At 64.2% G+C, this 18,543-nt stretch carries 17 protein-coding genes and 1 riboswitch; of the genes, 6 read left to right on the forward strand and 11 right to left on the reverse strand.

Annotation, left to right across the window (positions count from 1 at the left end; all coding sequences use genetic code 11):
* Window positions 1-49: 49 nt before the first annotated feature.
* Window positions 50-1,345, forward strand: coding sequence for an HlyC/CorC family transporter (locus tag ACO07D_RS18600; RefSeq protein ID WP_421704420.1), 1,296 nt, complete (start codon window positions 50-52; stop codon window positions 1,343-1,345).
* A gap of 120 nt (window positions 1,346-1,465) precedes the next feature.
* Here ACO07D_RS18600 and ACO07D_RS18605 read toward each other — a convergent pair whose 3' ends face one another.
* From ACO07D_RS18605 to ACO07D_RS18615, 3 genes are all read right to left on the reverse strand, one after another.
* Window positions 1,466-1,951, reverse strand: coding sequence for a hypothetical protein (locus ACO07D_RS18605; RefSeq protein ID WP_421704421.1), 486 nt, complete (start codon window positions 1,949-1,951; stop codon window positions 1,466-1,468).
* A 1-nt stretch (window position 1,952) separates the two neighbouring features.
* Window positions 1,953-3,512: a helicase HerA-like domain-containing protein gene (locus tag ACO07D_RS18610; protein WP_421705071.1), complete on the reverse strand. Its 1,560-nt coding sequence runs from the start codon at window positions 3,510-3,512 to the stop codon at window positions 1,953-1,955.
* Window positions 3,513-3,901: 389 nt separating this feature from the next.
* On the reverse strand, window positions 3,902-4,228 hold the full coding sequence (locus tag ACO07D_RS18615) for a hypothetical protein (protein ID WP_421704422.1): 327 nt from the start codon (window positions 4,226-4,228) through the stop codon (window positions 3,902-3,904).
* Between the two features lie 68 nt (window positions 4,229-4,296).
* A riboswitch (cobalamin riboswitch) is annotated at window positions 4,297-4,532 on the reverse strand.
* A 190-nt stretch (window positions 4,533-4,722) separates the two neighbouring features.
* On the opposite strand from ACO07D_RS18615, the gene ACO07D_RS18620 reads away from it, so the two are divergent.
* Window positions 4,723-5,373: an invasion associated locus B family protein gene (locus tag ACO07D_RS18620; RefSeq protein ID WP_421704423.1), complete on the forward strand. Its 651-nt coding sequence runs from the start codon at window positions 4,723-4,725 to the stop codon at window positions 5,371-5,373.
* Window positions 5,374-5,465: 92 nt separating this feature from the next.
* Here ACO07D_RS18620 and ACO07D_RS18625 read toward each other — a convergent pair whose 3' ends face one another.
* The 4 genes from ACO07D_RS18625 to ACO07D_RS18640 are packed head-to-tail and all read right to left on the reverse strand — an operon-like array spanning window position 5,466 to window position 9,759.
* Window positions 5,466-6,689 carry a beta-ketoacyl-[acyl-carrier-protein] synthase family protein gene (locus ACO07D_RS18625; protein WP_421704424.1) on the reverse strand — a complete coding sequence of 408 codons (1,224 nt, stop codon included), beginning with the start codon at window positions 6,687-6,689 and terminating at the stop codon, window positions 5,466-5,468.
* Window positions 6,686-6,952: an acyl carrier protein gene (locus tag ACO07D_RS18630; RefSeq protein ID WP_421704425.1), complete on the reverse strand. Its 267-nt coding sequence runs from the start codon at window positions 6,950-6,952 to the stop codon at window positions 6,686-6,688. The genes ACO07D_RS18625 and ACO07D_RS18630 overlap by 4 nt, the downstream gene beginning before the upstream one ends.
* A 38-nt stretch (window positions 6,953-6,990) precedes the next feature.
* Window positions 6,991-8,088, reverse strand: coding sequence for a UDP-3-O-(3-hydroxymyristoyl)glucosamine N-acyltransferase (locus ACO07D_RS18635; RefSeq protein ID WP_421704426.1), 1,098 nt, complete (start codon window positions 8,086-8,088; stop codon window positions 6,991-6,993).
* 42 nt (window positions 8,089-8,130) lie between these two features.
* Entirely contained in the window at window positions 8,131-9,759 is a 1,629-nt protein-coding gene (locus ACO07D_RS18640) for a L,D-transpeptidase family protein (RefSeq protein WP_421704427.1), read from the reverse strand.
* 399 nt (window positions 9,760-10,158) lie between these two features.
* Here ACO07D_RS18640 and ACO07D_RS18645 point away from each other — a divergent pair, with 399 nt between their 5' ends.
* Together ACO07D_RS18645 and ACO07D_RS18650 are read left to right on the forward strand one after the other, a co-directional pair.
* A complete protein-coding gene (locus tag ACO07D_RS18645; RefSeq protein ID WP_421705072.1) occupies window positions 10,159-10,728 on the forward strand; it encodes a YcbK family protein in 570 nt (189 codons plus the stop codon).
* Window positions 10,729-10,849: 121 nt separating this feature from the next.
* A complete protein-coding gene (locus tag ACO07D_RS18650; RefSeq protein WP_421704428.1) occupies window positions 10,850-11,737 on the forward strand; it encodes a hypothetical protein in 888 nt (295 codons plus the stop codon).
* Window positions 11,738-11,846: 109 nt separating this feature from the next.
* Here the strand turns inward: ACO07D_RS18650 and ACO07D_RS18655 are convergent, their stop codons facing one another.
* Both ACO07D_RS18655 and ACO07D_RS18660 read right to left on the reverse strand, forming a co-directional pair.
* Window positions 11,847-12,521, reverse strand: a complete 675-nt coding sequence (locus ACO07D_RS18655) for a cytochrome b/b6 domain-containing protein (protein ID WP_421704430.1) — start codon at window positions 12,519-12,521, stop codon at window positions 11,847-11,849.
* 3 nt (window positions 12,522-12,524) lie between these two features.
* Window positions 12,525-14,201, reverse strand: coding sequence for a tetrathionate reductase family octaheme c-type cytochrome (locus ACO07D_RS18660; protein WP_421704431.1), 1,677 nt, complete (start codon window positions 14,199-14,201; stop codon window positions 12,525-12,527).
* A 235-nt stretch (window positions 14,202-14,436) separates the two neighbouring features.
* Here ACO07D_RS18660 and ACO07D_RS18665 point away from each other — a divergent pair, with 235 nt between their 5' ends.
* Complete coding sequence (locus tag ACO07D_RS18665) at window positions 14,437-15,180, forward strand: glutamine amidotransferase (protein WP_421704432.1); 744 nt, start codon at window positions 14,437-14,439, stop codon at window positions 15,178-15,180.
* Here the strand turns inward: ACO07D_RS18665 and ACO07D_RS18670 are convergent.
* A complete protein-coding gene (locus tag ACO07D_RS18670; RefSeq protein WP_421704433.1) occupies window positions 15,177-15,551 on the reverse strand; it encodes a VOC family protein in 375 nt (124 codons plus the stop codon). The two genes, ACO07D_RS18665 and ACO07D_RS18670, sit on opposite strands and share 4 nt — an antisense overlap.
* Window positions 15,552-15,591: 40 nt before the next feature.
* Between ACO07D_RS18670 and ACO07D_RS18675 the strand changes: the two genes are divergently transcribed.
* Complete coding sequence (locus ACO07D_RS18675) at window positions 15,592-16,131, forward strand: winged helix-turn-helix transcriptional regulator (protein ID WP_421704434.1); 540 nt, start codon at window positions 15,592-15,594, stop codon at window positions 16,129-16,131.
* 53 nt (window positions 16,132-16,184) lie between these two features.
* Here ACO07D_RS18675 and ACO07D_RS18680 read toward each other — a convergent pair whose 3' ends face one another.
* Complete coding sequence (locus tag ACO07D_RS18680; RefSeq protein WP_421704435.1) at window positions 16,185-18,401, reverse strand: NADP-dependent isocitrate dehydrogenase; 2,217 nt, start codon at window positions 18,399-18,401, stop codon at window positions 16,185-16,187.
* Window positions 18,402-18,543 lie beyond the last annotated feature (142 nt).

Below are 18,543 nucleotides of genomic sequence, written 5' to 3' on the forward strand. Positions count from 1 at the left end.
TGCGGTTCGCGCCCCATAAGATAGCGCAAGCCACAGAAAGACAATGGAAATGGATGACGCGTCAACTCTTCTTGATACCGGGTTCTGGATCACCTCCGGCGCAATCATTGCGCTATTGGTCCTGTCCGCCTTCTTCTCGGGCTCCGAGACCGCGCTGACCGCCGCCTCGCGGGGCAAGCTGCGCTCGCGCGCCGACAAGGGAGAGGCGAACGCCCAGCGCGCGTTGGACATTACCGAGGACAACGAGCGTCTGATCGGTTCGGTCCTGTTGGGCAACAACCTGGTGAACATCCTGGCAGCCTCCCTGGCGACAGCGCTGTTCACGCGGCTGTTCGGCGACAGCGGTGTGGCCCTGGCGACCCTAGTCATGACCCTGCTGGTGCTGATCTTTGCCGAAGTGCTGCCCAAGACCTATGCGATCACCAACCCGGAGGTCGCCGCCGCGCGCGTCTCGGCCCCGATCAAGGTGGTCATCCTGGTGTTGGCCCCGATCGTGGCCACCGTGCGCACGATCACCCGCCTGATGCTGCGCCTGTTCGGCGTGAAGACCGACCCGGACAGCCACATCCTGGCGGTGCGCGAGGAAATCGCCGGCGCCATTACCCTGGGCCATTCGGAAGGCGCGGTGGAAAAGGAAGACCGCGACCGGCTGCTGGGCGCGCTGGACCTGGGCGACCGTGTGGTGGAAGAGATCATGTTGCACCGCTCAGGGATCGAGATGATCGACGCGGGCCAAAGCGCCATAGAGGTGTTGGAACAGGCCCTGGCCAGCCCGCACACCCGCCTGCCCGTCTTTCGCAACGAGCCCGAGAACATCGTCGGTGTGATCCATGCCAAGGACCTCAGCCGCGCCATGTATGCCGCCCAGGCAGCCGGGCGCGAACTGATGGATTTCGACGTGATGGAAGTGGCCAAGGAGCCCTACTTCATCCCCGAAACCACCACGCTCGACGACCAGATGCGCCAGTTCCTGCACCGCCATACGCATTTTGCGCTGGTGGTGGACGAATACGGCTCCCTGCAGGGTCTGATCACGCTCGAGGACATCCTGGAAGAGATCGTGGGCGAGATCACCGACGAGTTCGACACGGAAAGCGAGCCGGAACTGACGCGCTCCGACGATGGGCACTTCCTGGTCGACGGCGCGATGACCATTCGCGACCTCAACCGCATGACCGACTGGGGCCTGCCGGACGAGGAGGCGAACACCATCGCCGGTCTGGTCATCCACGAGGCACAGATGATCCCGAACGAGGGGCAAGTGTTTTCCTTCCACGGCTTCCGCTTCCAGGTGGTCAGCCGCGAAGGCCACCGCATTGCCGAACTGAAGATCCGACCGCTGTAAGACGGCGGTCCCCCGAGCGCAGCGAGGCCATCGCCGCGCAACCGAAAACTATTTCAAATAGTTTTGCACCTGCGGGGCGGTGGCGCGCCTTCGGCGCGACTGCAGCGCCCATCCAATAGGCTAACGCAGCCGCCGTACCGCCGCGCCCAGAAGCGCGCGGGAATAGGCCTTGTGAAACCCCATCAGCGCATGGACCAGTACCCCCAGCTTGCCATTCCCGCCCGGCACCACGGCCGAGCCGAAATAGAGCCGCGTGCCGCCCGGGGTGGGCTCCACCATCAGCCAGGAGCGGGTTTTCGCGGCCATGTCGCACAAGAGGAGCTGATCCACCTCCCGTCCCTCGACATCCCAGGCGGCGAAACGCTCCGCCCGCCCCTCAGCCAGGGCCCGCACCTCACCGTCCGTGGACGGGCGGCGCACGGTGACCCGCAGGATGACGCGTTCCAGCTTGAACAGAGGCGTGGTGTAGAAGGCCACGACATAGTCGGCAAAGGACACCTTCCCAGGCAGCTCCACCGCATAGCAATCGGCATAACAGCCGGGCCGTTGGTGATAGGTCTGCAACAGAGCCGTCTCCGGCAGCGGCGCCTCAGACACGCGGGCCATCTCAGCGCCCCTTGAACAACGTGCCGAAGAGCCCGCGCACGATGCGGCGTCCGGTGGTACCCTTCAGCTCCTTGATCACCACATTGGCGACGGCTTCGCCGAAGCTTTCCGACTTGCGCGAGCGGCTCTTGCGGGGGGACCGCGAGCTTGACCGCCCCACCCGCGTGCCCGAGTAGCGCCGCCCGGCACGGTATTCGCGTTCGGCAGCGCTTTCGGCCTCCTCCTCGGCCTTCTCCGCCTCCTCGGCCTCGCGGGCCGCGTCAGCTGCGCGTTTGGTCAGCACCTCATAGGCGCTTTCGCGATCCTTCAGCTCCTCATACTTGCCGGCAATCGGCGAGGCATTGATCAGCGCCTTGCGATCCTTCGGGTCAAGCGGCCCCAGCTGCGAGGACGGCGGGCGGATCAGCGTGCGTTCCACCACCCCGGGCGCGCCCTTGCGCTCCAGCATGGACGTCACGGCCTCGCCCACGCCGACCTCGCGGATCGCGTCCTCGGTCTCGAAACGCGGGTTGTCGCGATAGGTCTCGGCGGCCTGGCGCAGCTCCTTGCGGTCCTTGGCGGTAAAGGCCCTGAGCGCATGCTGAATGCGGTTGCCGAGCTGACCCAGGATATCCTCGGGCACATCGGCCGGGTTCTGGGTGCAGAAATAGACGCCCACGCCCTTGGACCGGATGAGCCGCGCCACCTGTTCCACCTTGTCCAGCAGCGCCTTGGGCGCGTCATCGAACAGCAGATGCGCCTCGTCAAAGAAGAAGACCAGCTTGGGCTTGTCGGGATCCCCGACCTCGGGCAGTTCCTCGAACAGTTCCGACAACAGCCACAGAAGGAAGGTCGCGTAAAGCTTCGGCGAGCCCATCAGCTTGTCCGCCGCCAGGATCGAGATCCGCCCGCGCCCGTCTGTATCCGTGCGCATGATGTCGCTGAGTTCCAGCGCCGGTTCACCGAACAGCCGCGCGCCGCCCTGGTTTTCCAGCACCAGCAATGCCCGCTGGATCGCCCCAACCGAGCTGGCGGAGACATTGCCGTAGCGTAGGCTGAGGTCCTTGGAGTTCTGCCCAACCCAGACCAACAGCGCCTGCAGGTCCTTCAGGTCCAGCAGAGGCAGCCCCTGTTCATCCGCCACGCGGAAGGCGATATTCAGCACACCTTCCTGCGCCTCGGTCAGTTCCAGCAGCTGCGACAGCAGCAGCGGCCCCATCTCGGACACGGTGGTGCGGATCGGGTGCCCCTGGTCGCCATAGAGATCCCAGAAAGTCACCGGGAAGGCACCATACTTATAGTCGTCAAAGCCGATGGTTCCCGCCCGTTTCATGAAGGCGTCATGCAGCTTGAACCCCTCCGAGCCCGCGGCCGCCAGGCCCGACAGGTCCCCTTTCACATCCGACAGGAAAACCGGCACGCCCTGGGCAGCAAAGCCTTCGGCCAGGATCTGCAGAGTGACGGTCTTGCCGGTGCCGGTAGCCCCCGCGATCAGCCCGTGGCGGTTGGCATACTTCAGCAATAGTCCTTGTTTTTCAACGTATTCAGCCCCGCCGCCGCCAATGAAAATGCGCCCGTCCATATCGCTGCCCATGAGCCCGCCTCTACTTCCTGTGGAAAACTTCTGGGTTGAAAATACAAAATTAACCCTTCTGCGCTAGGGTGAAATCATCCGGGCAGTGTCCTCTTTCGCCCGGATGACTTCCTCCCTGTCAGACTGGCCGCGCCCCCGGGCGCGGCTTTTTTTCGAAAATGTTGAAAAACAACCACTTTCCCCTGTTGACCGATGCGACCAAACGTCATAGCGTTCCGACACAATATAAGCCGGCCGGTCCGGCAGGGAGTGAAAAATCAGGAAAGGGCCCTCATCCAGGGCCCTTTTTCTTTGTGCTTTTTCCAAGAAAATGATGGGGGCCGGAATATCGTTCCCGGCAGGTGGGTGCGCCAGCGGCGGCGCGACCAACCTTTGTGTCAACTCAGCGCCATCTCGACCTGACGGGTGGCAATGACCAAGCCGCGCCCGGCCTTGGCCGCCGCCCAAACCTCGTCCTCGGACAGGTCCGCATCCACATCCCCGGCCAGCCAGGCCTCGTCCCGCGTGGCGCGCCAAGCCAGGCGGCAGGGCCGCCCGCAGCCCGCCACATCCGCCGCGCCGGAGATTTCGAATTCCTCGTCCAGCGTGTCGCCCGCCGCACCGATGGCAGCGCTCAATCGTGTCAACAGAGCATGGCCCTGCAGGCAGGCCCCGCCTGTGATCGGACAGGTGGTGCAGATGATCGTTTCGTCTTTCCGGGTCATGTCGCCCTCCGCGCGTTGAAACGGGGTTTACGGGCGGACGGATCATCCACGCCGGGGCACCCCGCCCGGGTTGTCTACAGGCGATGGCAGGTCTCCTGACTTGCGGGTCATGGCTCGCCCGGCCCTTCCCGATCCTCTGCTCGAAAGCCTCGGATCAGTGGTCATGCCGGGGTGCTCGCCGCCTACAGTTGCGGGGGCAGTCGCGGAATTGGCGCCGTTGAACGGATCGTGGGCGCCGCACCGTGTTCCCTGATCGTCCGACACGCAGGGCGCGCCGAACGAAACCATCCTCTGCGCTCTAACACGGGCAGGTCGTGGTGTCAGGCGAATTTGCGTCACCTCCCGTCCGGAACGCGGCAAGCAAACACTGAACGGCCGGGGACACGCGGAATTCCCCCATGGCGCGTCAGGCAGTCGTTTTGCGCCTGACAGCCTGTTCCAGCCATGTTAAGCATCCGTCCGAACAGGTTCATGATAAACACAGGACATTGCACATGAAGGCAGATCTGTTGAAACCGCTTACCCTGGCCGCACTGTTTGCGCTGAGCACCGCTTCGACCGGCTGGGCACAGGACAGCGGCGAGGCCGCCCCGGCCGAAGGTGAAGACGCCGCAGCTGAGGCCGAGGCCGAAGCCGACGCCGGTGTGACCGGTCTGGACATGGGCACCGATGCGGAACGCCAGCCCGGCCAGATTTATGTCGCCGAGGTTCATGGCGATTGGGAGCGCCGCTGCGCCCACAACCCGGGCGGCGACGATCCGTGTCAGATGTATCAGCTGCTGAAGGACGCGGACGGAACGCCAGTCGCCGAGATCAACATCGTGCGCCTGCCCGAGGGCAGCCAGGCCCTGGCCGGGGCCACCTTTGTTGCCCCCCTGGAAACACTGCTGACCGAAAAGCTGACCATTGCCGTGGACAGTGGCGGTGGCAAGGAATACGCCTTCCGCGTCTGCACCGCACAGGGCTGCCTGGTTCAGCTGGGTTTTGGCCCCGCGGATATCGCGGCAATGAAGGCCGGTAGCGTGGCGACCGCCACTATCGTGCCCGCCGTCGCACCGGACCAGCGCGTGCAGCTGCCGATCTCGCTGACCGGCTTCACCGCCGCCTTTGACTCGCTGCAGCCGCCGGTTCTGCCGCAGCAATAAGCCGCCACAGGCCCAGACACGAAAACGCCGCCCTCGGGGCGGCGTTTTTTTATTGGATCCCTTTTAATGGACCACAACGGGGAAAGCGTCCCTCACGCCACCTTTCGCAAGGCCAACACCGCGTTCAGCCCGCCAAAGGCGAAGGCATTGGACAGTACCGCCTCGCATTCCATCTGGCGCGCCACGTTGGGCACCACATCCAGCGCACACTCCGGGTCCGGCTCCTCATAGCCGATCGTGGGGGCGATCACCCCTTCGCGCAGGGCCATGATACAGGCCAGCAGTTCCACCGCGCCGGTGCCGCCAATCAGGTGACCATGCATCGACTTGGTCGAGCTGATCATCAGGTCATCCGCGTGATGCCCGAAGGCATCGGCCACAGCCGCACATTCGGTCTTGTCATTGGCCGCCGTACCGGTACCATGAGCGTTGACATAACAGATATCTTCCGGGTTCAACGCCCCGTCCTGCATCGCGCCCCGGATCGCGCGCGCCGCGCCCTGTTTCGAGGGCATGACAATGTCGGACGCATCCGAGCTCATCGCGAAGCCCACCACCTCGGCCAGGATCTCGGCGCCGCGCTTGCGGGCATGTTCGTATTCCTCGAAGACGAAGATTGCCGCGCCCTCGCCCTGGACCATGCCGTTGCGGTTCGCAGAAAACGGGCGGCAGGCATCGCGCGACATGACGCGCAGCCCTTCCCAGGCCTTGATCCCGCCGAAACACAGCATCGCCTCGGACCCGCCGGTGATCATCACATCGGCGCCGCCGTGACGGATCATCTGCATCGCCTGACCCATCGCGTGGTTCGAGCTGGCACAGGCGGTGGCGACGGTAAAGCTCGGCCCCTTGAGGTTGTATTCCATCGACACGTGGCTGGCCGCCGCATTGTTCATCAGCTTGGGCACAACGAAGGGGTGCACGCGGTTCTTGCCGTCCTCGTAGACAGACCGGTAGTTCTCATCCAGCGTGTTCATGCCGCCGCCAGAAGTGCCCAGCACCACGCCGGACCGCGTGGCCAGGTCACCGGAAAAGCTCAACCCCGCCTGCCCGATCGCCTCGCGCGCGGCCACAAGGGTGAATTGGGTGAACCGGTCATAAAGCGCGATCTGCTGGCGATTGAACTGCGCTTCGGCGTCATAGCCCTTGACCTGCCCGCCGATGCGGATCGACAGGCGGTCGACGTCCTGAAACTCCAGCTCGGAAATCCCACAGCGCCCTTCGCGCATGGCCTCCAACGTCTCGCTGACATTGGTGCCAAGAGCGTTGATCGTACCCTGGCCGGTGATTACGACGCGCCGCCCGCGGCAGGTCATGCGGCTTGCTCGGCGACCAGGCCTTCGACCGCCGTGATGATCGCGGCAACCGACGAGATGTCGAAATCTGAATCCGACGGATCATTGGCGTTGAAGGGCACAGAGATATCGAAGGCTTCCTCGATCGCGAAGATGCTTTCGACCAGACCCAAGCTGTCGATGCCCAGGTCTTCCAGCGTCTGATCAAGGCTGACATCTCCCGGCTCCAGAACGGCTTGCTCGGCGATGATGGCGATGACGCGATCCTTGATGGTCTCAGACATGATATTTCCTTTCCGTCCTCCCGGAATTAGGAGGTGATTTAGTCCTTTTGCGTCATTTGTGAAACAGCTTTTTGAAGCTCGCGAATGGTATCAGCCAGGCGCGGCAGGCGCCTGAGTTCGCGGTTGATCTTCAGCTGGGTGTCCATCTTGACCGCCGGGGTGCCCAGAACGGCACGCCCTGCGGGCACATTGGTCATGATCCCGGCCCCGCCGCCAGCAATCACGTCGTCGCCAACGAAGAGGTTGTCGCTGACCGCCACCCGGCCCGCCAGCACCACGCGATTGCCGATCCGGGCGGATCCAGCGACACCCGCCTGACCACAGACCAGGCAATCCTCGCCCAGCACCGCGTTGTGGCCGATCTGCACGAGGTTGTCGATCTTGGTGCCGCGCCCGATGCGGGTGGCACGAATGGTGCCCCGGTCGATGGTCGACCCGGCGCCGAGTTCGACGTCATCACCGATCTCGACCGCGCCCAGGGAGTGCACGCGCTGCCATTGGCTGGATCCGGCCACGGCCTCGCCCGCGTGATCGAGGTCACCGCGCAGCTCTTCCACCGCGCTCTTGTCGCGGGTGGTGAACGAGAACCCATCGCCGCCCACCACGCAGTTCTGATTGCCGATGAAACGGTGGCCGATCTCGACGCCGCGGGCAATGCGTGCGCCGGAATGGAGCAGCAAGTCGTCGCCGATCTGTACGTCTTCGCCGATGGTCACGCCTGCGTCGATGCGCGCCCGCGCCCCGACCCGGGCGCGCGGCCCGATGACCACGAAGGGGCCGATGGCTGCGCCCTCGCCGATCTTGGCGGTCGGGTCGATCACCGCGCTCGGGTGGATCCCCGGCGCAATCTCGGGTCCCTTGTCCATCATGCGTGTGAGCTCCGGCATGCCCGCCTTGCCGCGCGGCAGGGTCACGGCGCCGTCCAGCCCCAGCGCCTGCCAATCGGCCCCTTCCCACAAGAGCGCCACCCGGGCGCGGCCAGTCGCAAAGGCGTCGGCATATTTCGGGTCAATGGCGATGGCCAGCTGGTCGGGCCGCGCTTCTGCAGGCTCGGCGGTGCCGGTAATTTCGATGGTCCCGTCGCCCAGGAGGTCCCCCCCCAAGGCCACGGCAATCTCGGCAAGCGTATGGCGCATGGCTGTCCTTTCCGCGTGGGGCAACGCGCCCCCGCGACAGGATTAGCCCTGAACGGCGCGGAGCGCCACCCCTGCCCCGGCGAGAGCATTCCACACCTTGGCGTCGCGGCCATAGACGTCACGACGGTAGTTGGCGCGGCCCTTCGCGGGCATCACGGCGGTACGATAGACGATATGCACCGGCACGTGTTCATCCAGGTCGATCTGCGTCTCGCGTCCCGTGTCCAGCGCGGCGTGGAACGTGCCCTTGGGGTTGCTGGTCTGACGCGCCAGCAGGGCATAGCCGAACTCGAACGGTTTCTGCAGGCGAATGCAGCCGTGCGAGAAAGTGCGTACCTCGCGGCCGAACAAGCTCTTCGAGGGCGTGTCATGCAGGTAGATGTTGTGGCGGTTCGGGAACATGAACTTCACCAGCCCCAGCGCGTTGCGGCTGGACGGCGGCTGCTTCATGTCGAAGGGGAAGTTGGTCGCCGTGTACTGGGTGAAATCCACCGCCGAGCGGTCCACCACCTGGCCGCGCACATCGGTGATGCGCAGGTGACCGGCGGCCTGCGGGTTGCGCTGCAGCGCGGGCAGGTATTCGCTGACCGCGATCGAGCGTGGCACATTCCAGGTCGGATTGACGATCATGTGCTCCATCTCGTCGGAAAACTCCGGGCTACGGGTGTCGTGGCGGTTCTTGCCGACGACCGAGCGAGTCTCGAATGTCACCTTGCCACCGTCAACGATCTTGGCGGTGAAATCGGTCAGGTTGACCCAGATGTGACGCTCACCACGCTCGATATTCATCCAGCGCTCGCGTTCCATCGCCACCAGGATCGACTTCAGGCGGTCGGTGACCGAGCGGTTGATCTCCTTGATCGTGCCGTCGCCCGCGACCCCGTCGGGCTCCAGCCCGTGGTCGATCTGAAACAGCTGCACGGCGCGCTGCAGGTCGGCGTCGTAATTGCGCGTGGCCGAACGGCGCAGGTAGCCCATGCGCACCAGACGGTTGCGCAGCGCGACGACAGCATCACCCGAGGCACCCGGCTTGACCGACCGCGCCGCAACGGTTTCACCCCAGCCACCCTGGGCCAGCAGTTTTTCCAGCCGCAGCTTTTCCTTCATCAGCCGGGCATATTCCGGCGATTTCGGCGTCAGCGCTTTCAGGAACCCGCGCGGCGAGCTCTGCGCGAACCCGGCCAGCAGCGCCTTGCCGCCGCGCACCGGCGCGTCGCGGTGAATTTCGCCATCCACGCGTTTCGGCGTCACGACGCCCGACTGCACATCGCGCGCATACATCAGAAACAGGCGGCTCATCTGCACTTCGAGCTTGCCCAGATCGCGGGTCGAGCCGACCCGGCGCAGGTTGGTCTTGAGCAGTTCCGTATCATAGGCGGCCACCGGCAACCCGTGATCGCCCGCCGCCTCCAGCGCCTTCAGCAGCGCCGCGCGACGTTGCTTGTGACGGTTGCTGGTGCCCGTCCAAATCGGCTCGTACCCGTTTTCACGGTAGAAAGCGGCAATCTCCTCGTCCATCGCGGCTGCCTCGGCCACGGCCTGGGCAAAGGCCGGCACGGCACGCTGTGCCTGGGCGGGCGTCGGGGCCATGGTAGAGATCGACAGAAGGGCCAGAACGGCCAGCATCTTGAACACAAACGGGGCGCGAAGGCGCGGGCGGGAAATCGTCATCGTCTTCCTCGATATATCCTCGGTCACGGGGTAAGAGCTGCCACGGGTTACGAGCTGCAATTCATGAGTAAATGACATAATCTCGCGAAAGAGTTAACACTGTCCACTCACATTTCCGCGCGGGTTCCGGAAAACCCGACCTTGTCCTTTTCGGGTCACGCATCGGGCACTTTCCTGCGCGTTTTCGCCACATCGCAGCAATTTCAGCAATTTTTCGCCGATTCCCCTTGAATAACAGCCCGTTGGATCCATGAGGGGTTGGCGGACGAATCGAACCATGCCATAAAGCAGCTGCACCTGGGGATGAGGTGACATTGGGGCTTTGCCGAAAGCCAGCATGGTGAACGGGTCATGCAGGGCACGGCGGGCACAGGCAAGCGACGGGACGCGCTGGGACAGATGACGGAACACAGCTCGACGGGCATGACGCGGCGTGCGCTTCTTGGCGCATTTGCAGCAACCACGGTGGCAGCAGCCCCGACTTTCTCCAATGCAGCAGGCTTCTTGCGCGGGGGGGGCGACATCCGCCGCATCTCGATGTACTCGGGCCGCACCGGCGAAAGCGTCGACACGATCTACTGGATCGAAGGCAAGTACATCAAGGAAGCCCTCAAGGAAATCAATCACTTCATGCGCGACTGGCGGATCGACAGTTCGATCTCCATGGACACGCGCACGATCGATATCATGGCGGCGGCGCATTCGCTGATGGACGTGAACGAGCCCTATATGCTGCTGTCGGGCTACCGCTCGCCGCAGACCAACGCGATGCTGCGCTCGCGCTCGCGCGGGGTGGCCAAGAACTCGCTGCACATGAAGGGTCAGGCGGCTGACCTGCGTCTGCAAAATCGCACCGTGCACCAGATGTTCCGCGCCGCCACCGCCTGCCGCGCGGGTGGGGTTGGTAAGTATTCCGGCTCGAACTTCGTGCATATGGATTGCGGCGTGGTGCGTACCTGGGGGCGCTGAGGGCCTCTGAGCTTCCCACAATTCGATCATGAACCCGGCCTTGGCCGGGTTTTTTGTTGCCCGGAGAACGCTATTACGTTTCGGCTTGGGAATTTCCGCCACCGGCCCCAGACTGAGCCGTATGTCAAACCCCGCCACCCTCTCGACCTATCTGCGCGCGCATTGGCGTGGGGCGCTGACCGCACGACAGAGCCTCTGGTTAAATGTGGTGGCCCTACGCATCGTGATCATCATGCTCGCCTGGGGCCTCCTGCCCCTCCCCTTGCCCTCTCTGGTGGTGTTGGGGCTTATCGGTGCCGACATCGCACTTTACACTTGGCAGACCGTGGGTCTGGTGCGCCACGGCGACCGCCGTGCCCGCAGCTTCGGGGCCACCGGCCATGTCTGGGCCGGTCTGCTGGCCCTGTTGGTCGCGCTATTCCTGTCACTGTCGATCTGGTGGATGCTGGTGCTGCACAGCCGGCTGTCGCCTCCGCGCCCCGACCCGCTGGCTGGGCGGGTGGTGCCGGACGAGGATCTGGTTCTGACCATCTCGGGCCAGGACCTTCACCTGGACGGGGTCATTCCGATCGGCATCACGGCCCAGGTCGCGGCGCGGTTGAAGGCGCACCCGGAGGTCACCACCCTGGTGCTGAACAGCCCCGGCGGGCAGGTGCAGGCGGCGCGCACCTTGGCCCGATTGGTGTTGCAGACCGGTCTGAACACCCGAGTAGTGCGCACCTGCAGCTCCGCCTGCACCCTGGTCTTTGTGGCAGGTAAGAACCGCACACTGGGACTGGAAGGCCGCCTTGGATTCCACAGCTACGCGCTATTGATCCCCTCCGGCCACCCGAACATCGACCCGGCCGAGGAAATGCAGCGCGACCTGGCCTATCTGCAGGCGCGCGGCGTCGCGCCTGATTTCCTTGTACGCGTCCCCGAGGTCGCACCAGACGAGATGTGGTTTCCGAGCCTTCGGGAACTGATGCAGGCACACGTCGTGACCGGCCCCAGTCACTTCAGCCAATAGATCACGCCGTTGGCCCCGTCGACCGAACACACGGAAGCATCAGGCACGGCGCAGCCGCAAAAAAAGGGCGCCCCGCGGGACGCCCCTTCCTTGCCTCAGCCAGTGCCGCCTATTCGGCCGGCACGCCGCGCGGCTTGAGACGGTTGGGTTCGTTGGCCTCCAGATAGGCCTCCTGTTCAGTGGTCAGGTCGACCTCTTCATAGCCAGTGACCATCGGCTGCACGTGGTGGCGGAAGCCATGGCCCACGGTCAGCAGATAGACATGCGCGACCACGAAACAGGCCACCACATAGGCTGCCAGCACGTGGATGTTCGCGACCACCACGATCCAGAACCCGGCGTTCTCGCCGCCTTCCCACAGGGCATAGGTCAGGTAGAATAGGCCCGAGATCCAGATCGCCGGGAAGATGAACCATTTCAGCACGAAATAGGTCGCCGCCTGCAACGGGTTGTGCTTGCGGAAATAAACCTTTCGGTACGGATGTTTCTCGCCCTTGAAGATGCCCAGGGCATAGAAGCGCGCGGTTTCGATCATGCCCTCGATGCGCGGGATGAACTGCTTCCAGGTGCCGGTGGTGAATAGCCAGAAGGTGGCGAAGATCCACAGCATCAAGAGCAGCCCCGCCGCCAGCGTGTGGAACACCACCGCCGGGCCGAAGGGCACCAGGCCCAGCTGCCCGTTCAGGCTGAACCCGGTCAGCATCAGGATCACGATCAGCGCCATCTGCAACCAGTGCCACAGGCGTTCGAAGAATGGGTAGACCTTGACGATACGTTTGGACATGGATCAGCCCTCCTTCGATTTGCGACCAAGCACGCGCAACAGCCCGTGGCCGATGACACCCAACAGGGCCAGGGCCAGGATCACCTTGCCGATGATGCCAACCATGCCATTGGGGTTGCTGCCCGGCAGGTAGATGCCCGCCAGCTCGGCCATGCGGCCATCCTCGGCGTGGCAGTCGGCGCATTCGACCGCCTGTTCGGCGGGCGCGACCATATGGGTGATCGGCCAGTACATGTAGGTGTCGACGAAATCGAACTCACCGGAATACTCGGCGCCTGCGGCTTCCATCCCGGCCTCGATCGCCTTCGACCAGTCGAAGTTCTTCCAGAAGGCCGTGTCGGTGGTGGGTCCCCATACATTCGAATAGGTCAGGCGGTTCAGGTTCACGTCATAGCCCTGGCGCCCTTCCATGCGCTTGAAGGGCCAGATCTTCGACACACCATCGCCGGGTTCACCGCCCAGGCGGTTGATCTCGACCGTCTGGCTGGGGTCGATGGTCTCATCCCCCAGCGTGTAGGTGATGGAGCCGTTGAACCAAGCATAATGCGGCACGACATCTTCGCCATATTCGAAGTTGCCCTTGGTGGACATGTAGGTGTGCATCGCCTTGCCGGTCGAGCTGACCCAGTTGTCCTCGCTATAGGGCTTGCCCTCGGCGTTCATCTGCCCGGCGGTCGACCAGTCCCAGACGGTCTTGGTCGGCACGCCGCCGCGGGCAAACTCTGGGATGTGGCAGCTCTGACAGGCCAGCTTGTCGGTATGGTCGTTGAGCTTCAGGTTGCGAATGAACTCGGGGCCCGAGGCGATCTCCAGCGGGTGCGGCCGTTCACTGTGGCAGCTTTCGCACGTCGCGGTCACACGATGCGCGCCGGGGGCCTGCGCCTCTTCCGGGATCGACATGTCGACGTCATAGCGCGAGCCGGCCCAGTTGTGGTCCTCTTCCACGTGGCAGGTCGAGCAGGTGAAGTTCTCGCCATCCGGGGACATGTGCACGTCGATCTCTTCGCTGGGCGCATAGAGCACCGAGCTGAGGTCGCCGTGTTTCACATTGTCCCCACCGCCGCCGTAGAAGTGGCAGTTGCCGCAGTTGTCGCGCCCCGGCATGCCAACGCTCTGCGCGGCTTCGGTCAGGTCCACGGCCCAGGCGAGCGCGCCGGTAATGGTCTTGGTCCCGGGTTTCACCGGATCCAGCGGCGGGTGCCCTGCCCCGGTCGCGGTCTTGGTGTATTGGCCCGAGCGGTCGTGGCAGACCAGACAGTCGGGCTGTACCTCCATCGAGGCCGGATCGGCCGACATGTCGTCCCAGCCATAGCCCGCGTGACACGAGGTACAGCGCGGCTCGTTCGAGGCCACGTTGCCGCAGAAGGCGTTGATCACGTTGGACTTGCCCAGGGCCTGGCCCGTGGTGCTTTCGTAATCCCACTTGAAATGCAGCGAATGGGCCAGCTGGTCATCCGCCTCGTTGTGGCAGGACAGGCAGGCCTCGGTCACTTCAGGACCGGAGGCGAAGGCGCGTTTCAGCGCCTCGAACTCGCTGTGATCCGCGGTTGAACTGACGGGAATGGGCGGCGGGGCCTCGGGCGCGTGGGGCGTGCCCCCGGCGCTTTCGGCCATGGCGCCGCTGGTCGCCAGGCCCAGGGTCAGTCCCATGGCCAGGGCGATGCCGGCAAAAACTCTCATTTGGCTACCTCCTCGGTGCCCGGAGGCGAGTCGCACCTCGGGCGTAGATTTGCTTATCTGACTCTTCAAATTTACATGAGGAAAAGCGAGGGCGCATAATGACGCATCTGCCGCTTAGCTTTGGCTCCGGGAGAGCGCAGCGGGGCGGTGCGTGGTGTCGCCTCAGCGGGCGGGCGATGGGATCCAGCCCCAAACCTGTTGCCCCCCGCCCCCCGGTCACGCTAAACGGCCACCCATGAAACCGTTCCTGATCCTGCAGCTGCGCCCCGAGACCGAGGCCTCCGACGACGAATACAAGGCGATCCTGTCGAAGGGTGGCCTGAGCGAGGATGAGACCCACCGCATCCGCCTGGATCAGGAGGAGCTGCCCGAGGGGCTGTCTCTGGACGGTTACGCCGGTGTGATCGTGGGCGGGGGGCCCGGCTGCGTCTCCGACGATCCGGCCACCAAGGATCCCATCGAGGCGCGGATCGAAACCGCGATCCTGGGCCTCATGCCCGAGATCACAGCACGCGACTTTCCTTACATGGGCTGTTGCTACGGCATCGGCATCCTGGGCCACCACCTTCAGCCCGGCATCGTCAACAAGGACAGGTACGGCGAACCGGTCTGCGCCACCAACTGCGAGCTGACTGATGCGGGCCAGGCCGACCCGGTGCTGGCCGGGATCGACACGCATTTCCGCGCCTTCGTGGGCCACAAGGAGGCCGTGCAGGCCCTGCCCCCAGGCGCCGTGCACCTGGTCGAGGGCGAGGCCTGCCCGTTTCAGATGATCCGCCACGGCCAGAACGTCTATGCCACGCAGTTCCATCCGGAAGCGGATGGCGACGGGTTCGAAACCCGCATTCGCATCTACAAGAACAAGGGCTATTTCCCGCCCGAGGACGCCAAGAAACTGATCGCCATGTGCCAGGCCGAAGAGGTGCACATGCCCGAGAAGATCCTGCGCAATTTCGTGGCCCGTTACCGGAACGCCTAGCCGCCGGTCAGATCCTGCGCCAGCATCATCGCGTTGCGGTCGGGATCATAGAAGGTGGCGGTGGCAACCATGCCTTCGACCACTTCCGTGTCACCGTCGAAATCCACGCCTGCGGCCTCCAACCCCGCGCGCGCCGTGGCAATATCCGCCACGCCGAACACCGGCACTGTGTTGCCCGGCGCGGGTTCCGCCTGTTCGCCTAGCCCCAGGGTCACGCCCGCGGTCTTGGTCTGAAGCTCGCTCCAGCCCGCCTCATCGGCGTGGTAGAGCAAGTCGAACCCCAACATCTCATGATACCAGGCCGCGCTCGCGTGCCGGTCGCGTACAGAAATGGCCAAGGTCAGGGTGTTTTCAAGCGTGGCAGCGGGCATTGGACTTTCCTTTTTTCAAAAAATATAGCAACTATACTTTATGGACATACCTCTGCTTGTCAAGATCACTTCCCGCGCCTGGTGCCTGAGCATCCTGGCCGCCTTGTACAGGGGCACCCCTGCCCGACAGGCACCGCTGCTGGCCGCCACAGGGGCCAGCCGCACCGCCTTTGCGCAGAGCCTTGCCCATCTGATCGACTTGGGTGTGCTGGAGCGCAACCCCGGCCACGGCCACCCGCTGCGGCCGGAGTACCGGCTGACAGCCACGGGTAAGGAGGCCGCCGCCATGGCCGCGCGGATCATGGAGGCAAAGGTGAATGACGCGGGGCTCGCCCTGCTCCGCCGCAGCTGGACCGTGCCGGTACTGGCCACCTGCCAGCAGCCCCGCTTTTTCGGAGAGGTCAAGACCGCCCTACCCCCGATCACCGACCGCGCCCTGTCGCAGAGCCTGAAACAGCTTCAAGCCCGTGATTGGATCACTCGCGCCGTGGATACCGACATCCACCCGCCTCGCGCACTGTATCAAGCCATGGGGTCGGGCGCGGACATTGCCGACGCCGCCACCGCCCTGCTTCACTAACGCAAAAGGCCCGGGGGTTCCCCCGGGCCCTTCAATCAATCTGTTCGACCGGCTCAGTCGATGATCGCGTTCAGCGTGGCCGAGGGGCGCATCACTTTCGCTTTCAGCTCGACCGACGGGCGGAAATAACCGCCGATCTCGGCCGCCGGGCCCTGGGCCGCGGCCAGTTCGGCCAGGATCGCCTCTTCACCCTCGGCAAGTGCCTTGGCGATCGGGGCGAACTCGGCAGCCAGACCCGCGTCATCCGACTGCGCGGCCAGCGCGTCGGCCCAGTAGCGGGCGAACCAGTAGTGGCTGTCGCGGTTGTCGGGCTGGCCGACCTTGCGCTCGGGCGACTTGTTGTTGTCGAGGATCCCTTGCGTGGCGTCCTCGGCGGCGCGGCCCAGCACGCCGGCCTTGGCGTTGCCCTTGACGTCAGCCAGGAAGTTCAGGCTCTCACCCAGCGCGCAGAACTCACCCATCGAGTCCCAACGCAGGTGGTTCTGTTCGACCAGCTGCTGCACGTGTTTCGGCGCCGAGCCACCAGCACCGGTTTCAAACAGACCGCCACCGTTCATCAGCTTGACGATCGACAGCATCTTGGCCGAGGTGCCCAGCTCCAGGATTGGGAACAGGTCGGTCAGGTAGTCGCGCAGCACGTTGCCGGTGATGGCGATGCTGTCGTTACCGGCGGTGATCGTCTTCAGCGACTGGGCCGTGGCTTCACGCGGCGCCATGATCTGGAACAGGTCGGCCTTGCCGGCCGCCTCCAGGGCGGGCTGAACGTATTTGATCAGCTCGGCGTCATGGGCACGGTTCGCGTCCAGCCAGAAGATCGCTTCCGACCCGGTCAGACGCTGACGGTCCATCGCCAGTTCGATCCAGTTTTCGATCGGGGCTTTCTTGACGGTGCAGGACCGCCAGATGTCGCCGGTCTCGACCTCGTGCGAATGCAGCGTCTCACCGTTCGCCAGAACGATGCGGATCGTGCCTTCGCCCGGCGCTTCGAAGGTGGTCGGGTGCGAGCCGTATTCTTCCGCCTTCTGCGCCATCAGGCCGACGTTGGCAACGGCACCCGCGGTAGTCACGTCCAGCGCGCCATTGGCTTTGAAGAAGTTGATCGTCTCATCATAGACGGTGGCATAGCAGCGGTCGGGGATCACGCAGTTGGTGTCGCCCTTGGCGCCGGTCTCGTCCCAGCCTTTACCGCCAGCACGGATCACGGCGGGCATCGAGGCGTCGATGATCACATCGGACGGCACGTGCAAGTTGGTGATGCCCTTATCCGAGTCAACCATGTACATCGACGGACGCTCCAGCGCGGCGATCTCGGCCTTGATCTCGGCCGCATTGCCCAGGCTGTCGATGGCGTCCAGAACCGCGCCCAGACCCGAGTTCGGCGAACCACCGGCGGCGGCGATCGCGTCACCATGCGCCTCCCAGACCGGGCCCAGCCAGGCCTTGACGGCGTGGCCGAAGATGATCGGGTCCGAGACCTTCATCATCGTCGCCTTCATGTGCAGCGAGAACATGGTGCCATCAGCCTTGGTGTCTTCAATGGCCTCGGCCAGGAAGGCGCCCAGGGCACGCGCGGACATGAAGGTGGCGTCGGCCACGGTACCCTCTTCCAGCGGCCAGCCGTCCTTCAGAACGGTGACAGTGCCGTCCTTGGCGACGAACTCGATCTTCGCGTCACCAGCCTGAGCGGCGGAGATGGTGGCGGACACTTCGTTGGCGTAGAAATCGTTGCCCGGCATGGACGAGACCTTGGTCTTACTGTCCGACACCCAGGCGCCCATCGAATGCGGGTTGTTCTGGGCGTAGTTCTTCACCGCACGGGCAGCGCGGCGGTCCGAGTTGCCTTCGCGCAGCACCGGGTTCACGGCGGAGCCCTTGATGGTGTCATACTTGGCGCGCACGGCTTTCTCTTCGTCACTCGACGGGTCTTCCGGGTAATCCGGCAGCTTGTAGCCCTGCGCCTGCAGCTCTTCGATCGCCGCGACCAGCTGCGGCACCGAGGCCGAGATGTTCGGCAGTTTGATCACGTTGGCGCCGGGGGTCTTCACCAGCTCGCCCAGGGCGGCCAGGTCGTCCGACTGGCGCTGCTCTTCGGTCAGATATTCGGGGAAGGTCGAGATGATTCGGCCCGCCAGCGAGATGTCTGGCGTGCCCACGGTGATGTCTGCCGCCGAGACGAACTTGCGAATGATCGGCAGGAAGGAGGCGGAGGCCAGTTCGGGCGCTTCGTCTACAATGGTATACAAAATATCCGGTTTCGAGAGATCAGCCATTTTTCCTTACCCTTTTTCGAAGTGCTGGAGGCAGTGTTGTCTGGCGCGCGAGCGCAGGGAAATCCCACGCTGGACCGCGCAGGTGTTCGCGCACCGTTTAGCCCAAGTGGTCGCGGAATTCAACAAACCGGTTGCGCAAACG

The sequence above is a fragment of the Aliiroseovarius sp. genome (assembly GCF_965228805.1).
Classification (GTDB): domain Bacteria; phylum Pseudomonadota; class Alphaproteobacteria; order Rhodobacterales; family Rhodobacteraceae; genus JASBTN01.

Bases quoted from the DNA above. Each gene is read 5' to 3' on its own strand.
- ACO07D_RS18680 (WP_421704435.1), bottom strand. From the start codon at position 18,401: ATGGCTGATCTCTCGAAACCGGATATTTTGTATACCATTGTAGACGAA.
- ACO07D_RS18615 (WP_421704422.1), bottom strand. From the start codon at position 4,228: ATGACCCGGAAAGACGAAACGATCATCTGCACCACCTGTCCGATCACA.
- ACO07D_RS18670 (WP_421704433.1), bottom strand. From the start codon at position 15,551: ATGCCCGCTGCCACGCTTGAAAACACCCTGACCTTGGCCATTTCTGTA.
- ACO07D_RS18600 (WP_421704420.1), top strand. From the start codon at position 50: ATGGATGACGCGTCAACTCTTCTTGATACCGGGTTCTGGATCACCTCC.
- ACO07D_RS18625 (WP_421704424.1), bottom strand. From the start codon at position 6,689: ATGACCTGCCGCGGGCGGCGCGTCGTAATCACCGGCCAGGGTACGATC.
- ACO07D_RS18660 (WP_421704431.1), bottom strand. From the start codon at position 14,201: ATGAGAGTTTTTGCCGGCATCGCCCTGGCCATGGGACTGACCCTGGGC.
- ACO07D_RS18620 (WP_421704423.1), top strand. From the start codon at position 4,723: ATGAAGGCAGATCTGTTGAAACCGCTTACCCTGGCCGCACTGTTTGCG.
- ACO07D_RS18650 (WP_421704428.1), top strand. From the start codon at position 10,850: ATGTCAAACCCCGCCACCCTCTCGACCTATCTGCGCGCGCATTGGCGT.
- ACO07D_RS18605 (WP_421704421.1), bottom strand. From the start codon at position 1,951: ATGGCCCGCGTGTCTGAGGCGCCGCTGCCGGAGACGGCTCTGTTGCAG.
- ACO07D_RS18665 (WP_421704432.1), top strand. From the start codon at position 14,437: ATGAAACCGTTCCTGATCCTGCAGCTGCGCCCCGAGACCGAGGCCTCC.
- ACO07D_RS18655 (WP_421704430.1), bottom strand. From the start codon at position 12,521: ATGTCCAAACGTATCGTCAAGGTCTACCCATTCTTCGAACGCCTGTGG.
- ACO07D_RS18675 (WP_421704434.1), top strand. From the start codon at position 15,592: ATGGACATACCTCTGCTTGTCAAGATCACTTCCCGCGCCTGGTGCCTG.
- ACO07D_RS18635 (WP_421704426.1), bottom strand. From the start codon at position 8,088: ATGCGCCATACGCTTGCCGAGATTGCCGTGGCCTTGGGGGGGGACCTC.
- ACO07D_RS18640 (WP_421704427.1), bottom strand. From the start codon at position 9,759: ATGACGATTTCCCGCCCGCGCCTTCGCGCCCCGTTTGTGTTCAAGATG.
- ACO07D_RS18645 (WP_421705072.1), top strand. From the start codon at position 10,159: ATGACGGAACACAGCTCGACGGGCATGACGCGGCGTGCGCTTCTTGGC.
- ACO07D_RS18610 (WP_421705071.1), bottom strand. From the start codon at position 3,512: ATGGACGGGCGCATTTTCATTGGCGGCGGCGGGGCTGAATACGTTGAA.
- ACO07D_RS18630 (WP_421704425.1), bottom strand. From the start codon at position 6,952: ATGTCTGAGACCATCAAGGATCGCGTCATCGCCATCATCGCCGAGCAA.